Below are 15,085 nucleotides of genomic sequence, written 5' to 3' on the forward strand. Positions count from 1 at the left end.
CGGCGGTCGGGCAGCACCGCCAAGGTGATGGCGTCCCTGCGTTGCTGGTACCACGGCGTCGGGAACGGCCGGGGATCCTCGATGCCGGCATACGCCGCGGTGGTCACCGGAACACCACCTCGCCCACCGCGAGGAGCCGTTGCAGCACGAACGGTGGGACGGCGGGCGCCGCCCCGCCGGCGGCCGGCTGAAGCTGGCTGCGAAAACAATGCGCGGCGAGGCGTTTACGGGCGAGCGCCCGAGTGGGCACGGGCACCGACCGGGCGCGGTGCCAGGGCACCGTCGGGTCGGCCGGGCTGGCCCAGTGCCACATCCACACCGGATATTCCAGCAACGCGGCGCCGGTGCGCCGGCACGCCTCCGCGGCCGCGCGCCCCACGGCCTCGTGATCGGGGTGCCCGTCGCCCCGCCAGGTGGCGGCGCACCACGTCCCGGGCGCGGCGGCGTCGAGAATGTCCGCGAGGAGGTCGGCGACCTCGTCCTCGTGATCGGCCAGGTTCCCGTCGGGCAATCCCAGCGACACGGGCTTGGGAATGCCCAAAATGCTTGCTGCCCTGCAAAGTTCGTATCTGCGAGTGATCTCCCAACGCGTCCGCTCCCGCTCGGTCCCACCCGGTCGGGCCGCGCCGCCGTCGGTGACCGAAATGACCTGCACGTCGACCCCTGAGGCGACCAGTTGGGCGGTGGCCGCGCCGAGTCCCAGCGTCTCGTCGTCGGGATGGGCCGCGACGACGACCAACCCGGGACACGCGCTCAGGTCCAGTGCGGGCAGCGGTTCGGAGTGCAGGGCGGCCAGCCACACCGGCGCCGGGGTGCCGCCGTGGGTGAGCGGCTTGGCCGCAAACTTGGCGCAATTGCTCGCCCGCAGGGTCTTCATGGCCTTCATGGCCGCCGCCCGGCGAGGCGCCCGAGCTCGGCCAGGTCCCGCTCGGCGTGGCTCTGCCGGATGTAGATGGTCAGGTCGGCGACGCGCTGGGCGTGTCGCCCGTCCTGACACAGCGGGCCCGGCCCCAGGGCGCGGCCGGTGCGCGTGATTGCCTCGTCGACCGCGTGTTCTACGACCGTGCGCGCGCGACGGGCCAGCAGCTGAGCGGTGTTGGACCGGTCGAACGGATCGGTGTCGATCTGCATCGCCGCGGTGGTCAGGATGGCCTCTCCGGCGGCCAGGGCGGCGTCCACCGCACCCAGGTGCGCCAGGGAGTAGGCATCGGCCGAATCGCTTGTGGCGCAACGGTATAACGGCTCCGCGACCCGCCGCGCACCGCCGAGCCAGCAGGCCGCGACGCCGGTGGCGCCGTGCCAGAACCCGGGCCGGGTCAGGTAGTCGTCGGGATCACCCACGGCGACGGCGCGCGCGTTGGTGAATTGCACGGCCCTGGTGTCGCTTCCGGCCATCCCGACGTTCCACCAGGTGGTCGGGAGCGCCTTGACGGCGGGTTCGGTGACCGGCACCGCGAACAGCCCGCACCGTCCGTCGTCGAGGCGGGCGGTCACCAGCGCGTGCGTGCAGAATCCGGCGCCCGAGCACCACACCTTGGTGCCGTTGAGGATGATCGCGCCGCCGCGGATCCTGGTCGCAATCAGTGCATCGTCGGACGATTCGGCCGCCCACACGCCCCACAGCTGATCGGAATCGGGCGGCTTGCCGCCCAGCTCGTGCAGGATGGCGACGGCGTCGGCGTGGGCCTCGGCGATGCGGGCCGCCACGATGTCCTCCTCGGCCAGCCGGGCCAGGCGTTGCCAGCGTTCCGCGGTGCGTCCGGAGGCGGGCAACGGCAGCTCGAGCCGTCCCGACTCGAGCCAGTGCTTGACCAACCCCGCCGTCACGCCCGATCACCCACGATCACGACGGCAGCCCCGTCGCACACGGGCAAAACTGGGGCTGACATAACACAAGATTTGCCAGTGTGACGGTCGCTTAAACGGACGACGAACGATGTCACGCGAATCCGCGACAGGTTGTCCCACCGAAAGGGGGGTATCACCTATGCACGATGACAGCCACCCAGACCCCCTCGGGCGTGTCCTGCAATGAGCTGCGGGAGGCGTTGCGCGGCGCGGCGTCGGCGCTCAAGGAAAACGGGCCGCGCTTCGCGTTGGCCGGCACCTACGCTTTGTGGGCCTTCGGCGCGCCCGAGCCCAGCCACGACGTGGATCTCGTCGTGGCCGAGAGCGACGTGGCCAGCGCCGAGGCCACCCTCGCCGGCGCCGGATTCGCGATCGAACACCCCCCGGAGGACTGGTTGTTCAAGGCGCGCACCGGAGACACGGTCGTCGACGTCCTGCACCGCATCAACGGCGAGCGCGTGGAGCCGGCGACGCTCGACTGCGCCGAGCAGCGCGACGTGTTGGCGATCGCGATGCCGGTGCTGCCGCCGACCATGGTGGTCATCCAGAAACTGCGCTCCCTGAACGAACATCACTGCGACTTCGCCAAGCTGCTGCCGCCGGTGCGGGCGGTCCGCGAAAGGCTGGACTGGGAGCAGATCAGGTCGCGGACCGCCGACAACGACTACGCGGTCGCCTTTTTGGTGCTGGCCGACCGGCTGGGCTTAACTGGCTAGCCGCCTTGAGTGTGCGCCGGCGGCTTTCCGCGTGCACCGATGGCGCGATTCGGGCGATTCGTCCGCCCAGGATTCACACGCGAATACCCCAATTCACACGCAACGTCCTAAGGCCCCCGGCTGACCCGCGCGCGTCAGTGGTTGCGCAGCTTGGCGATCAGCTTGTCCTTGGTCAGGCTCGAATAGCCGGACATGCCAAGCTCTTTGGCCTTCTTCTTCAACTGCGGGACCGTCCAGTCGGCGTAGGATCCCGCCTTGCCGCCCTTGCGGCCGACGGACGACGCGCCCCGGCCCGCGGCCGCATTGGAAATCCGCGCGGCCTTCTCCTTGGACTCGCCCTTCTTGCGCAGATCCTGATACATCTTCTCGTTCTTGATCGACGATCGCGGCATGCTCATCTCCTCCTTTAGCGGTTATGCCGGCACCGGATCGGTTTGGCGCTCCCAGCAGCGGTGGCGGGCCAGGGCGGCGGCGAATTCCTCGGCGAATTGATCGGGGAAGTCGTCGGCCGCCGCCGTCGTGGTCACGACGGACCGGTCGTTCATTACGTCGGCCTCCGAGTCGCTGTCGGAGGCGAGGCGGGCATCGATGTGCGCGGCGCGCAGCAGATCGATCCCCTTGCCGTACGCACCGATCGGCTTCAGGTGCTTGTAGGCCTCGACCACGAAGTGCACGGCGTAACCGTCCTCGGAAAGCGTCGCCACCGAATCCGGCCCGCACGCCACCACCACCGCGTCGTAGAGGACCGATGCCATCGTCGTGAACGCCCGGTCGACGGACAGCTCCCCGCCCGAACCGCCGCGCAGGGTGCCGCCGGCGACGGGGGCCAGGACCTCGACCATCGCGCCGCGCTGGGCCATCAGCTCCTTGAAACGTTGCGTTCCAACGACATCCACGCCGTCCGCGGCCAGCACGGCGATCTTGCGCGACTCGATGCTGTCCCCAGAATTGGCGGCACCGATTTGGGACAGCGCCGGCGAGGAGGCGACCTCGCCGTCGACGGCTTCGTCGGGCGGCGCGGGCAGGCCCAGCTTCGCCGCCACCCGAGTGGCCAGCCCGTGGTCGACGCGGGCGAGTTGGGCCACCACCGCCGAACGGATGTCGGGCACTTCGACCTTGCCCAGCTCGAAAGCGAACGCGGCGACGATGTGTTCGGCCTCGACCGCCGACATGCTCTTCCAGAACATCCGCGCCTGGCTGTAGTGATTCTCGAAGGACTTGGCGCGCTTGCGCATCGCGGCGCCGTCGATCCGCTGCGTGTAGTGGCGGAACACGTCGTCGTTTGCCAGCGCCGGACACCCGCCACCGAGGGTGTTCTTGTAGTAGCTGGTCCGCCCCTGCGGGATCGCGTGCTGGGAGTAGCCGTCCTGCTGGTTGTTGCGGACGTCGGCCACCGGCCGATTGACCGGCAGCTGCGCGAAGTTGGGCCCGCCCAGGCGGATCAACTGCGTGTCCAGGTAGGAGAAGTTGCGGAACTGCAGCAGCGGGTCGTTGGTGAAGTCGATCCCCGGCACCACGTTGGCGGTGTGAAAGGCGACCTGCTCGGTCTCGGCGAAGAAGTTGTCCGGGTTGCGGTTCAGCACCATCTTGCCGACCGGACGGACCGGAACGTGTTCCTCGGGAATGAGCTTCGTGGCGTCCAGGAGGTCGAAGTCGAAGTTGAACTCGTCGGCCTCGGCCACGAGCTGCACCCCGAGTTCCCACTCGGGATACTGGCCGGACTCGATGGCCTCCCAAAGGTCGCGCCGGTTGTAGTCGGGGTCCTTGCCGGCGATCTTCTGGCATTCGTCCCAGATCAGCGAGTGCACGCCGAGGCGGGGCTTCCAGTGGAACTTCACGAAAGTGCCTTCGCCGCGGGCGTTTACCAGGCGGAAGGTGTGCACACCGAACCCCTGCATCATGCGGTAGCTGCGCGGCAGCGCGCGGTCGGACATCAGCCACATGATGGTGTGCAGCGTCTCGGGCTGCAGGGAGACGAAGTCCCACAGCGTGTCGTGTGCCGAGGCGGCCTGCGGAATCTCGTTGTGCGGCTCGGGTTTCACCGCGTGGACGAAGTCGGGGAACTTGATGCCGTCCTGGATGAAGAAGACCGGAAAGTTGTTTCCCACCAGGTCGTAGTTGCCCTGCTCGGTGTAGAACTTGGTGGCAAAACCACGCACGTCGCGGACCGTGTCGGCCGAGCCGCGCGATCCGGCCACCGTGGAGAACCGGACGAACACCGGGGTCCGGGTGCCCGGCGTGGTCAGGAATTTCGCCGCGGTGTACTCGGCCAGCCAGTCGTCATACGGTTCGAAGAAGCCGTACGCGCCGGCGCCGCGCGCGTGAACGACGCGCTCGGGGATTCGCTCGTGGTCGAAGTGGGTGATCTTCTCCCGGGCGTGAAAATCTTCCAGCAGTGTGGGTCCCCGCTCGCCGGCGGTCAGCGAATCGTCGGTGTGATCGACGCGGACGCCCTGCTGAGTGGTCAGGTATCCGGTGTCGCGGCGCACGCGCGAGGGTTGCAGATCGCGCTGTTTCGGGTCGGATTCGTCATTGGCTGCCATGGCCTTCGGTTACCACGGTTGACGGGTCATAAACGGGCATGCGTTTTCCCTGTCCACCGGCCCTGTCCACCGGCCGTCCGGTTACGTAGGCTTGAGGCGGGTAGTCGAGGGTGGTGATTGACGCGACCGACCAAGATAACGGCCTGCGCGGAGTGGTCGCGATCGGCGCCTCGGCCGGGGGAGTCGAAGCGCTCTCACGGCTGGCCGCCAGCTTGTCGCCGGATTTGCCGTACGCCTACTTGATTGTGCTGCACGTGCCCGCGGGTGCGCCGAGCGTGCTGGCCCGGATCCTCGATCGCAGCGGCCCCTTGTCGGCGGTCACCGCCGAGGACGGCGCCCCGCTGCTGCCCGGCCACATCTACGTCGCCAGTCCGGATCGTCACCTGCTGGTCGCCGACCATCGCGTCGTGTTGTCGCAGGGCCCCACCGAGAACGGGCATCGTCCCGCCATCAACGCACTGTTCCGGTCGGTCGCGGTGGCGTTCGGGGCGCGCGCGATCGGGGTGTTGCTGTCGGGCGTGCTCGACGACGGGGTGCTGGGACTGGCCGCGATCCGCTCGCGCGGCGGCACCACCATCGGTCAGACACCGCAGGACGCGCTGTTCGGGGCGCTGCCGGCAAACGCGCGCAACGCGGGCGTGCTGGATCGCCAAGCCGTGGCGGCCGAAATCGGCGCCGTCCTCAAAGAGTTGGCGCAGAGAGAAATCGAGGACCGGAGCATGGAGCCCGACGCAGCGCTGGACCTCGAGAACCGTATCGCCATGACGTCCCGGTTTTCGACCGACTTCGACACGCGGGAACTCGGCGCGCCGTCGGGCTACACCTGCCCGGACTGCAACGGCTCGCTGATCGCGATCAGCGAGGGGCACTTTCGCTGCCATGTCGGGCACGCCTGGACGGCCGACGCCCTGCTGGCCGCGCGGGACCACGAGATCGAGGGCGCGCTCTGGGTTGCCCTGCGCAGCCTGCAGGAGAAAGCCAAGTTGGCCCGGCAACTGGCCGATAGGGCCGGTCGCGGTCCGGTCGCCCGGCACTACACCACGCTGGCCGAGGAGAGCGAAAGGGCGCTGACCGTGCTCGGCGAGCGGCTGGCCGCCAACGCCCCCGATCGCGGTGATCCCGGTGGCTGAACTGAGGCCCGTCGTCCGGATCGACGCGGCACACCAGCAGGATGTGCCGGTCCTGGTGATGGAGGGGGTGCTGGACAGCTCCACGTATCGGACCGTCCGCGACACCGTGATAAAGGCCGCGCTCGACGAACCGCGCGCGGTGATCGTGGACGGCGACCGGCTTGTGGCGCCGTCCGCGTCGGCGTGGACCGTCTTCACCAGCGCCCGCTGGCACGTCAGCGTCTGGCCGGACGTGCCCATCCTGCTGGTGTGCGAGCAGCCGCAGGTCCGGCGGTCGATCGCCGCCGGCGGGGTGACCCGATACGTGCCGGTGCACCCCACGCGGCTGTCGGCGCTGGACGCCGTGCGCGGCCAGCCCTTGGCCATCCGGCGGCGGGCGCGAAGCGAGCTGCCGGCAGCCGGGCAAAGCGTCGGCCTGGCCCGCGCCATGATCACCGACTGGCTCACCCAATGGGACAAGTGCGACCTGATCCCGGTTGCTGCCACGGTGGGCACCGTCTTCGTCGAAAACGTCCTCGACCACACGCAGAGCGCGCCGGTGCTCATCGTGGAGAGCCACCGGGACACCGTCACCGTCGCGGTGGAGGATTGCAGCGACCGCCTGCCCGGGAGGCACGAGGACGGCGATCGCGGAGCCGAGATCGTCTCCGGGCTGGCGATCGTGTCCGCGTTGTGCCGCGCCTGGGGCGCCACTCCGACGTCGTCGGGCAAGACGGTCTGGGCACTGGTCGGGCGCGAAAATCTCCTGTGACGTCGGAGTAATGTTCGAGTCCGACAGCAAACGCTCTTGCGACGGGACCTTGATGGACGGCACGACGGACGAGGCCTTCGAGGCTTTGTTGCGCTACATGCGCGATTCCCGGGGCTTCGACTTCACGGGCTACAAGCGCACGTCGCTGATGCGCCGGGTCCGGCACCGCATGGACCAGGCGGGGTACACCACATTCGAGGAATACCTGGACGTGCTGCAGGCCAGCTCCGACGAATTCGCCTCGCTGTTCAACACCATCCTGATCAACGTCACTGCCTTCTTCCGGGACCCCGAGGCCTGGGAATTCGTCAGCGCAGAGGTCATCCCGCGGATGCTGGCCGAGCGCGGGCCGGGTGACCCGGTCAGGGTGTGGAGCGCGGGATGCGCGTCCGGGCAGGAGGCCTACACGCTGGCCATGCTGCTGGCCGAGGCGATGGGACCCGATGAGTTCCGTCAGCGCGTAAAGATTTACGCGACCGACATCGACGAGGAGGCGCTTACCGAGGCGCGCGTGGCATCCTACGACGCCAAGGCCGTCGAGTCGGTGCCGCCGGACCTGTTGGCGCGCTATTTCGAACAGGTTAACGGCCGCTACGTCTTTCACAAGGATCTGCGCCGCGCGGTCATCTTCGGGCGCAACGACCTGGTCAAGGACGCGCCGATCTCGCGTGTCGATCTGCTGGTGTGCCGCAACACCCTGATGTATCTCAACGCCGAGACGCAGCGAAACGTGGTGGGGCGCTTGCATTTCGCGCTGGCTCCGCAGGGAACGTTGTTTCTCGGGCACGCCGAGATGCTGTTGAGCCACAGTGACCGCTTCGCTCCGTTGAGCCTCAAGAACCGGATCTTCCGCAAGGTCGCCGGGACGCAGCTGGCGGGCGATCGCTATGATCCGGCCGCCGCGTTCTACGAACGCCACGGCGAGCTGCCGGGCTTGACCACGGTGCGCGACTTGGCTTTTCGTGCCAGCCCCGTCGCCCAGATCGTCATCACCGGCGAGGACACCGTCGCGATGATCAACCAGCAGGCCGAGAGCGTCTTTGGGCTCTCGGCCCGCGACATCGGCCGGCTGCTGCGCGACCTCGAGGTGTCTTACCGCCCGGTGGAGCTGCGTGCCTACCTCGAGCAGGCCAAGGTGGAGCGGCGGTCGACGCGCATCCCGGACGTCAAGTGGCAACGGCCAGGCGCCGACACGGTGTGGTTCGAGATTCACGTCAATCCGCTCGTCGACGCCGAGAACGGCCTGCTCGGTGTATCGATCGTGTTCTTCGACGTCACGGCGACGCGCGCCTTGCTCGACAAGGTGGTGCAGACCAACCGCCAGCTCGAGGCGGCGTACGAGGAGCTGCAGTCCACCAACGAGGAACTCGAGACCACCAACGAGGAACTGCAGTCCACGGTGGAGGAGCTCGAGACGACCAACGAGGAGCTGCAGTCCACCAACGAAGAGCTCGAGACGATGAACGAGGAGCTGCAGTCCACGAACGACGAACTGCACACCATCAACGAGACGCTGCGCGAACGCAGCGTGGAGCTGGACGACGCCAAGAACTTCCTGGATTCGCTGATCAACTCGGTTCGCCTGGGGATGGTCGTCGTGGACCGGGAAATGCGGGTGGTGGTGTGGAACCGGGGCTGCGAGGACCTGTGGGGACTGCGGGCCGACGAGACGATGGGCTCGAGGTTGACCGGGCTGGACATCGGGTTGCCGCTCGACAGCGTGCGACCGCTGATCGGCAACGCGTTCGTCGATGGGGAGAGTTCCGGTGAAACGGTGGTCGACGCCGTCAATCGGCGCGGCCGCCCGGCACGGGTGCGGGTGGTTTGCACACCGTTTCGATCGGGCGACGCGAGCGTCGGCGGCGCGCTGTTGCTGATGGAGGTCGTGAGCCAGTCCTAGGGTGGCGCGGCGGTCAGTGTCCCCACCGCGCGGACGCCTCCGAGGCCGCTTGGTGCGCTAATTGCGCGCGGCGCAGCGACTCTTTGGCCCTGCGCCGCGCGATCGACACACTCTGCTCGGTCGCGCCGAAACCGTCGGACAGATCCTGGCGCCTGCGCTGGAGTTCGGCCGCGCGCTGACGGGCCGCCTCGGCGCGGGTGGCCGCGTTGTTGGGCCGGCGGTCGATTGGCGGGTTCTTCGTGACCGCTGGCCGCGACCTCGGCGGCGTTGGCGACCGGTCCTTGGCCGGCAGCGGGGCCCCGCTGACGATGTCCGCCAGGACATGCCCGATCTCGTGAATCGGCACCACGAAATCGGCTCCGGCGCGCGCGGCGGCGAGCGGCAGCGACGGGTACTGGGCGGTGCCCGGGCTCTGGGCGATCACGATCGCGCCGGCTTGCTTCATCGCCACGGTGCCGACGGCGCCGTCCTGCCCGGAACCCGACAACAGCACCGCCACACCGCGTGCTCCGTACGACTTGGCCACCGACGCCAGCAGCACGTCGAAGCGGCGCTCCAGCAGCGCCGCCATCTTGTGGAGGCGACAGCGACCGTCCGGCGTCATCTCAAGGTGGACACCCGGCGGGCAGACCACCACCTGTCCCGGTACGACCGGCACGCCATCCTGTGCCCAGCTGACCCTGTGTGGCGTCTGTCGGCCGAGGATCGTCGGAAGCACGCTGGCCAGGCCGCCGAGGTGCTGCTGCACGACGACCGCGGCCGCAAATTCCGTCGGCAAATCGTGCAGGACGATGGACAAAGCGTCCAACCCGCCGGCGGACGCCAGCAGTACCACCAGCTCGACTGGCGGACGCGGCTCGGCGGTCGTCATGCTTCCAGTGTTCCCCCTCGGAAGGCTCCATCCCAGCCATATCCGCGATGCGAAGGCCTGCCCCGGGAGCGAAGGGCGCGAAGTCCGGCGTTTCGCCGGCCGCAGCCCGGGTAGATCTCTTGGGTTGGGCGCAGCGCGAGCTGAAGGGGAGCCGTCGTGAAGGTTGCAATCGTCACCGGCGACGACAGCGCCGGTGACGACCCTGGGCAACTTTGTGCCGCGCTCGTGAGCCGAGGGCACGAGGCGACGGTCTACGCCAGGGGTCAGGGCCTAATCCAGGTCGGCCCCGGCGCGCCGGCGCCCGCTGCGGAGGTGCTGCCGTATGTCGGCGACTGGGCGCGGGCACTCGAGCGCCTGTGGTCATCAGAGCGGCCGGATGTCGTGCACGCCTACGGCTGGCTGGGTGGGCTGGCTGCCCAGCTGGCCGCGCGGCGCCACCTCATACCGACCGTGCAGAGCTTCCAGGGGCTGGCCGCGACGTCACGCTCCAACGATGCCGCCGAGAAGCGTGGGCGCGAACGCGAACGCATCGAGCCGTTGCTTGCGCGTGGCGCGACGTGGGTGACGGGTGAATGCACCGCCGACGCCGATGTGCTGGCCCGGCTACGGCACGGGCGGGCCCGAGCGTCCGTCCTGTGCAGCGGCGTCGATGTCGAGCAATATAGCCCGGTGGGCCCCGCAGCCGACCGCGACGCGCGTCACCGTATTCTCTGCTTGGCACCGAATCCATTGTCTGGCAACGGGTTCGACGTCGCCATTCGGGCACTGCCCAAGGTGGTGGGTGCGGAGTTGGTGATCGCCGAAACCGCCGCTCGCGAGCCGAGACACGACCGGGCGCGCGCCGAGCTGAAACGTTTCGCCGCCGAGACGGGTGTCGCCGACCGGGTCCGGTTCGCGGGCGCCGTCGACGACGAGGACCTGCCCGCGCTGCTGCGATCCGCCGACGTGGTCGTGTGCACGCCGCGGCAACCACCGCGGGCCACACCGGTATTGCAGGCCATGGCCAGCGGAGTGGCGGTGGTGGCGCTGCCGGTAGGCGTCCTGACCGACGCCGTGGTGGACGGCGTCACGGGGCTACTGCTGCCGCGGCGCAACGACGCCGCGGTCGCCGCGGTGTTGAGAAGCCTTCTGGCCCAAAGCTTTCAGTGCGACAGCATGGGCGCGGCGGGGCGAAGCCGCGCGGTCTCACGCTTCTCCTGGGACCGGATCGGGCTCGACGCGCTGAACATTTATCGGCAACTCGCCTCGCAACCGTCGGGGCGCGCCGCGGTCGTGGTGGACGATGCGATGGTGCGGCGATCGGCCGCCCGATCATGACGACCACCGCCGACGGCGCGGTCGCTATAGCGGGCGAACCCGACGAGATCCAGGTCGACCTGCGCGCCGCCGTCGCGCGCGACCCAGCGCCGGCCCAGGGCGCGGCGGCGGTCCGGTACGAGCAATTCCGCACCGTCCAGCCCGACGCCATGCGCCGGTTCTTTGCGGGCGCGTACGCCCCGGGCTGGCGCGTCAGCGGCCTCACGACCCGCTCGGCCCTCACCTATCGGCGCTGCGCGGCGGATTCGTTGGCGATCGACGAAGTGCTGATCCACGGCCCGGCCATCTTCGAAATCCCGCCCGCCGAAACGGTTGTCGTGATTCAGCCCCGTGCCGGTTCCTTGACCGTGACGGGTGGACCGTTCCCGAATGTCGACTGCCCCGTCCTGATCGCCCACGGCTTGTCGTGTGCGCTGCAGGTGAACGGCGCGCGGTTCGATGTGGTGACCATCGCGCCCGAAGCGTTGCACAAGATCACCATGGACTGGCACTCGCCGCCGTCGCAGCGCATCCGGTTCCTCAACTGGCGCCCACGGTCGCGGGGTGCCGTGCGCGCGTGGCATCGGGCGCTTGATTACGTGACCGCCGCATTGGCCGCGTCGGACACAGCCCAGCAGCCGATGATCGTGGCCGCGATGGCCCCGCTCCTGGCGGGCGCGCTGCTGGAGTGCTACCCGTCCAACGCGACCGAACAGGATCTGGCGGGTGACCCCTCGTTGCCCGAAACGCTGAAGGAGGCAGTGGCCTTCATCCACCGGCATGCCGCCGGCGACGTGAGCATCAACGACATCGCCGGGGCCGTGCACCTGACACCCAGGGCGGTCCAATACCTTTTCCGGCGCCAGCTCGACACCACTCCCACCGAGTACATGCGCCGCGTGCGGCTGCATCGCGCGCACCAGGAACTGCTCGCCGGTGAGCGCGCCGGCACCACCGTCACCGAGATCGCGCAGCGTTGGGGCTTCGCGCACACCGGGCGCTTCGCCGTGCTGTATCGACAGACCTACGGCCAGAGCCCCCACACCACGCTCAAACAGGTCAGGTAAGGGCTCTACCGGCCGCCGGGTGCCGAGCGGCGCATAGCATGGGCCGAATGGTCGAGATTCACGTGGAACGAACGATCGCCGCACCCGTGGAACAGGTCTTCGACTGGCTGGCCGACCCCGCAAATCTGGCCGCCGCTCCGCTGGTTCTCAAGGCCGGTTATGCGAAGGATTCGCCCGGCCACGGCGCGGGCGCGGTGCGCGAGGTGGTCGGCATCGGCACGTGGTTCCGGGAGGAGATCACGGCCTACGATCGGCCGGGCTCCTATTCGTATCTCATCGTTCGGTCGTTTCCGCCGTTCAACCACGAGGGCGGCACACTTACATTCACCGGCTCGGGGGACGGCACCCACGTGGACTGGCTGAGCAACTACACCCATCCGGCACTGGCTGGGGGCAAGCTGCTGGAGGTGGTCAGCTATCGGCTGCTGCGCTCGAGTTTCCTTGCCATCCTTGATGCCTGCGCGAATGCGCTCGAGACCCAATAACCGCCCTCACCCGCTCAGCCGGTGCATCACTTGGCCCGCGGCGTACCGCCCACTGACCATGGCGCCGGTCACCGTGGCCGGATTGTTGACGCCGACGGCCTCACCCGCCAGGTACAGCCGATCGCCGATCGGCTCGGCCAGCTGGCGCCGATCGGCGAGACCGGAACCGGGTGCATGAAACGAATACGAGCCCAGCGCGTAGGGCTCGACTGACCAATTCGACGTCCGCACGTCGACCGCGGCGCCGTCGCCGCCGAACAGCTGGCGCGCGATTGGCAGCGCGCTGGCGATGAGGTCGCCCGGCGCGGCCGACTCCGCCCACCGGCCGCGCTCACCGGCGTTGAACGCCAACACGATTGGGCCCGCTCCGCTCGGCAGCGTGAACCATTGTGACCAGAGTTGTGACCGCCCGCCCGGCTCGCTGCCGATGTACTGGTAGAAGGCGTTCTCTACGTCCCACGTTCGCCGGGCGAAGCGAAAGTAGCTCTTTGACAGCACGCCGAATCCCAGCGCCTGCACGGCCTTTCGATGTTCGTCCGGAAGGGGCGGGTCGAAGGCGATCGCGCCGGATTTGAGGACTCCCAGGGGCACGGTGACGATCGCGGCGGGCCCCTCGAACGACCGGTCGCCGGCCCGCACGACGACGGAGTTGTCGCGGCGCGCGATCGCCGTGACCGGCGTCTTGAGTTGGATCTGGAGGCCCTCGGCAAGCAGCCGGGGCAGGGCGTCGTAGCCGTTGGTGATCACGTCCTGGTCGCCGTCGGCGTACTCGCCGCGGTCAAAGGTCTTGGCGGACAGCTGATCTACGCCGGCGGCGTATTCGTTCTCGATCTCGGAGGTCAGGTAGAAAGCCAATTGGGCGCGGTCGGAATCGGCAAGCTCGGCGCGGGTCGCCGCGGCGTCGACGGCCGCGCCCAGACTCCCGTCGTCCACGCGGCCGCGCGCCCGTTTCACGAAGGTGCGCCAGGTCTGCGGGTCATAGGCCAGCGGGGGGAGCCGCGGATCGACGGCCAGCTTCGCCCATCCGTAGTAATCGGTGGGGGCGAGCTGCGCGCGCGCCTTTTGCGCCAGCTCCATCGCCGGATTGTCCGTGGTGCCGTGGATCCAAGACGCGCCCATCTCGAGCGGTGCGCCCCAGCCCCGGTCGGTGTACACTCGGCCGCCGATGCGGTCGCGGGCCTCGATGACGCGCACCGGCCATCCCGCATCGGCCAGGCTGCGGGCGGCGGACAGGCCGGCCATGCCGGCGCCGACGACCAACACCGCCTTGCTGTCCGGCGCGGGCGGCGGGGCCGAGCCGCACCCGGCCGCCAGCCCGCCGCCCACCAGGCTGGTCGTGGCCGCGAAGAACTCCCGACGGGACATCGGGTTCACGGCTGTCAGCGTCTCACAAGTTGTTGCACGATCGTGCCCGAAATCGCCGCGTGTAATGGGCCGTTTTCACCAGTTCGTCGTTGAGGTAGGGCTACACTTCGCCTACATCCGGAACTGGCGATGGGGCCGTGTTCGAAGGGGGAACGGTGATGAGTGCCGAGCTGCCACCAAGCCGCACCCTGACCGTGCGAGCCGCCGATGGGACCGCGCTGCACGCCGAGGTTTTCGGCCCGCCCGACGGCTATCCGATCGTCTTGACGCACGGGATCACGTGCGCGATCCGCGCCTGGGCCCACCAGATCGTCGACCTAGCGACCGAATACCGGGTGATCGCGTTCGACCATCGCGGCCACGGGCGCAGCGGCATCCCCCGGCGCGGCGGCTACAGTCTCGAACACCTTGCCGCCGACCTGGATTCGGTGCTCGAGGCGACGCTGGCGCCGCGCGAGCGGGCGGTGCTGGCGGGGCATTCGATGGGCGGCATCGCCATCGCCGCGTGGTCGTCCCACTACCGCGACAAGGTCCGCCGGCGCGCCGACGCCGTCGCGCTGATCAACACCACCACCGGGGACCTGGTGCGCCAGGTGAAGCTGCTGTCGGTGCCGCGCGAACTCTCTGGGCTTTCAGGGGCAAGGGTTTTGGCGGCCCGCGGCCTGATCACCGCCTTCGGCGGGTTCCCCGTGCCCGCGGCGGCCCGGATCCCGAGCCGCTACGTGGTCGCGATGCTGGCCGTCGCGAAGGACGCCGACGCGGACGCCGCGCGCGTCGTCTACGAGCTGTTCGCGCAGACCTCGCCCGCCGGGCGCGGCGGCTGCGCGAAGATGCTCGTCGATGCGCTGGGGTCGCGCCATCTCGAATTGGACGGGCTGACGGTGCCGACCCTGGTGATCGGCAGCGAGCGCGACCGACTGACACCGATCGGCCAGTCCCGCAGGTGGCGGTTCACCTCGCGCGGCTGTTCGAGCATCGAGCAGTGGCCGCCGGGCAGCTCGACCAGGCCTACGACGTTGGGCGCGGTTCGGGCGATCCTGCGGGACTGGCCGATCGGTGTCAGTCGGTCGCGCTCGCTGCCGATCACCAGGGTCGGCACCGTCAGCCCGTCCA

The 15,085-nt window shown here is 69.1% G+C and carries 14 protein-coding genes; 8 read left to right on the forward strand and 6 right to left on the reverse strand.

Annotated features, from left to right (window positions below; all coding sequences use genetic code 11):
• Positions 1 to 103: 103 nt before the first annotated feature.
• Positions 104 to 877: a PIG-L deacetylase family protein gene (locus A5712_RS02570; RefSeq protein ID WP_068100876.1), complete on the reverse strand. Its 774-nt coding sequence runs from the start codon at positions 875 to 877 to the stop codon at positions 104 to 106.
• Between the two features lie 5 nt (positions 878 to 882).
• Positions 883 to 1,827: an acyl-CoA dehydrogenase family protein gene (locus A5712_RS02575; protein ID WP_068100861.1), complete on the reverse strand. Its 945-nt coding sequence runs from the start codon at positions 1,825 to 1,827 to the stop codon at positions 883 to 885.
• A 167-nt stretch (positions 1,828 to 1,994) separates the two neighbouring features.
• Between A5712_RS02575 and A5712_RS02580 the strand changes: the two genes are divergently transcribed.
• Positions 1,995 to 2,564, forward strand: coding sequence for a nucleotidyltransferase (locus tag A5712_RS02580; RefSeq protein WP_068100862.1), 570 nt, complete (start codon positions 1,995 to 1,997; stop codon positions 2,562 to 2,564).
• 134 nt (positions 2,565 to 2,698) lie between these two features.
• On the opposite strand, the gene A5712_RS02585 is transcribed toward A5712_RS02580, so the two are convergent.
• Entirely contained in the window at positions 2,699 to 2,956 is a 258-nt protein-coding gene (locus A5712_RS02585; RefSeq protein WP_068100878.1) for a Rho termination factor N-terminal domain-containing protein, read from the reverse strand.
• Between the two features lie 21 nt (positions 2,957 to 2,977).
• A complete protein-coding gene (locus tag A5712_RS02590) occupies positions 2,978 to 5,107 on the reverse strand; it encodes a catalase (RefSeq protein ID WP_068100864.1) in 2,130 nt (709 codons plus the stop codon).
• 110 nt (positions 5,108 to 5,217) lie between these two features.
• Here A5712_RS02590 and A5712_RS02595 point away from each other — a divergent pair, with 110 nt between their 5' ends.
• The 3 genes from A5712_RS02595 to A5712_RS02605 are packed head-to-tail and all read left to right on the forward strand — an operon-like array spanning position 5,218 to position 8,888.
• On the forward strand, positions 5,218 to 6,237 hold the full coding sequence (locus A5712_RS02595; RefSeq protein WP_068100867.1) for a chemotaxis protein CheB: 1,020 nt from the start codon (positions 5,218 to 5,220) through the stop codon (positions 6,235 to 6,237).
• On the forward strand, positions 6,230 to 6,988 hold the full coding sequence (locus tag A5712_RS02600) for an STAS domain-containing protein (protein ID WP_068100880.1): 759 nt from the start codon (positions 6,230 to 6,232) through the stop codon (positions 6,986 to 6,988). Before A5712_RS02595 ends, A5712_RS02600 begins: the two co-directional genes overlap by 8 nt.
• 52 nt (positions 6,989 to 7,040) lie before the next feature.
• Entirely contained in the window at positions 7,041 to 8,888 is a 1,848-nt protein-coding gene (locus tag A5712_RS02605; RefSeq protein WP_068100882.1) for a CheR family methyltransferase, read from the forward strand.
• A 13-nt stretch (positions 8,889 to 8,901) separates the two neighbouring features.
• Here A5712_RS02605 and A5712_RS02610 read toward each other — a convergent pair whose 3' ends face one another.
• On the reverse strand, positions 8,902 to 9,759 hold the full coding sequence (locus A5712_RS02610; RefSeq protein WP_068100868.1) for a chemotaxis protein CheB: 858 nt from the start codon (positions 9,757 to 9,759) through the stop codon (positions 8,902 to 8,904).
• 156 nt (positions 9,760 to 9,915) lie between these two features.
• On the opposite strand from A5712_RS02610, the gene A5712_RS02615 reads away from it, so the two are divergent.
• From A5712_RS02615 to A5712_RS02625, 3 genes are read left to right on the forward strand one after another with little or no spacing between them, the layout of a single operon-like run.
• On the forward strand, positions 9,916 to 11,076 hold the full coding sequence (locus tag A5712_RS02615; protein WP_068100870.1) for a glycosyltransferase: 1,161 nt from the start codon (positions 9,916 to 9,918) through the stop codon (positions 11,074 to 11,076).
• On the forward strand, positions 11,073 to 12,122 hold the full coding sequence (locus A5712_RS02620) for an AraC family transcriptional regulator (protein ID WP_082973239.1): 1,050 nt from the start codon (positions 11,073 to 11,075) through the stop codon (positions 12,120 to 12,122). The genes A5712_RS02615 and A5712_RS02620 overlap by 4 nt, the downstream gene beginning before the upstream one ends.
• A 47-nt stretch (positions 12,123 to 12,169) precedes the next feature.
• Positions 12,170 to 12,607 (forward strand): SRPBCC family protein, encoded by a 438-nt coding sequence (locus A5712_RS02625; RefSeq protein ID WP_068100872.1) that lies wholly within the window; start codon positions 12,170 to 12,172, stop codon positions 12,605 to 12,607.
• Positions 12,608 to 12,613: 6 nt separating this feature from the next.
• Here the strand turns inward: A5712_RS02625 and A5712_RS02630 are convergent, their stop codons facing one another.
• Entirely contained in the window at positions 12,614 to 13,972 is a 1,359-nt protein-coding gene (locus tag A5712_RS02630) for an NAD(P)/FAD-dependent oxidoreductase (RefSeq protein WP_082973241.1), read from the reverse strand.
• A gap of 158 nt (positions 13,973 to 14,130) precedes the next feature.
• Here A5712_RS02630 and A5712_RS02635 point away from each other — a divergent pair.
• Positions 14,131 to 15,085: alpha/beta fold hydrolase (locus A5712_RS02635; RefSeq protein ID WP_082973240.1), on the forward strand; the 955-nt coding region annotated here is incomplete at its 3' end.

It is taken from the genome of Mycobacterium sp. E2327, from assembly GCF_001672675.1.
Taxonomy (GTDB): Bacteria; Actinomycetota; Actinomycetes; order Mycobacteriales; family Mycobacteriaceae; genus Mycobacterium.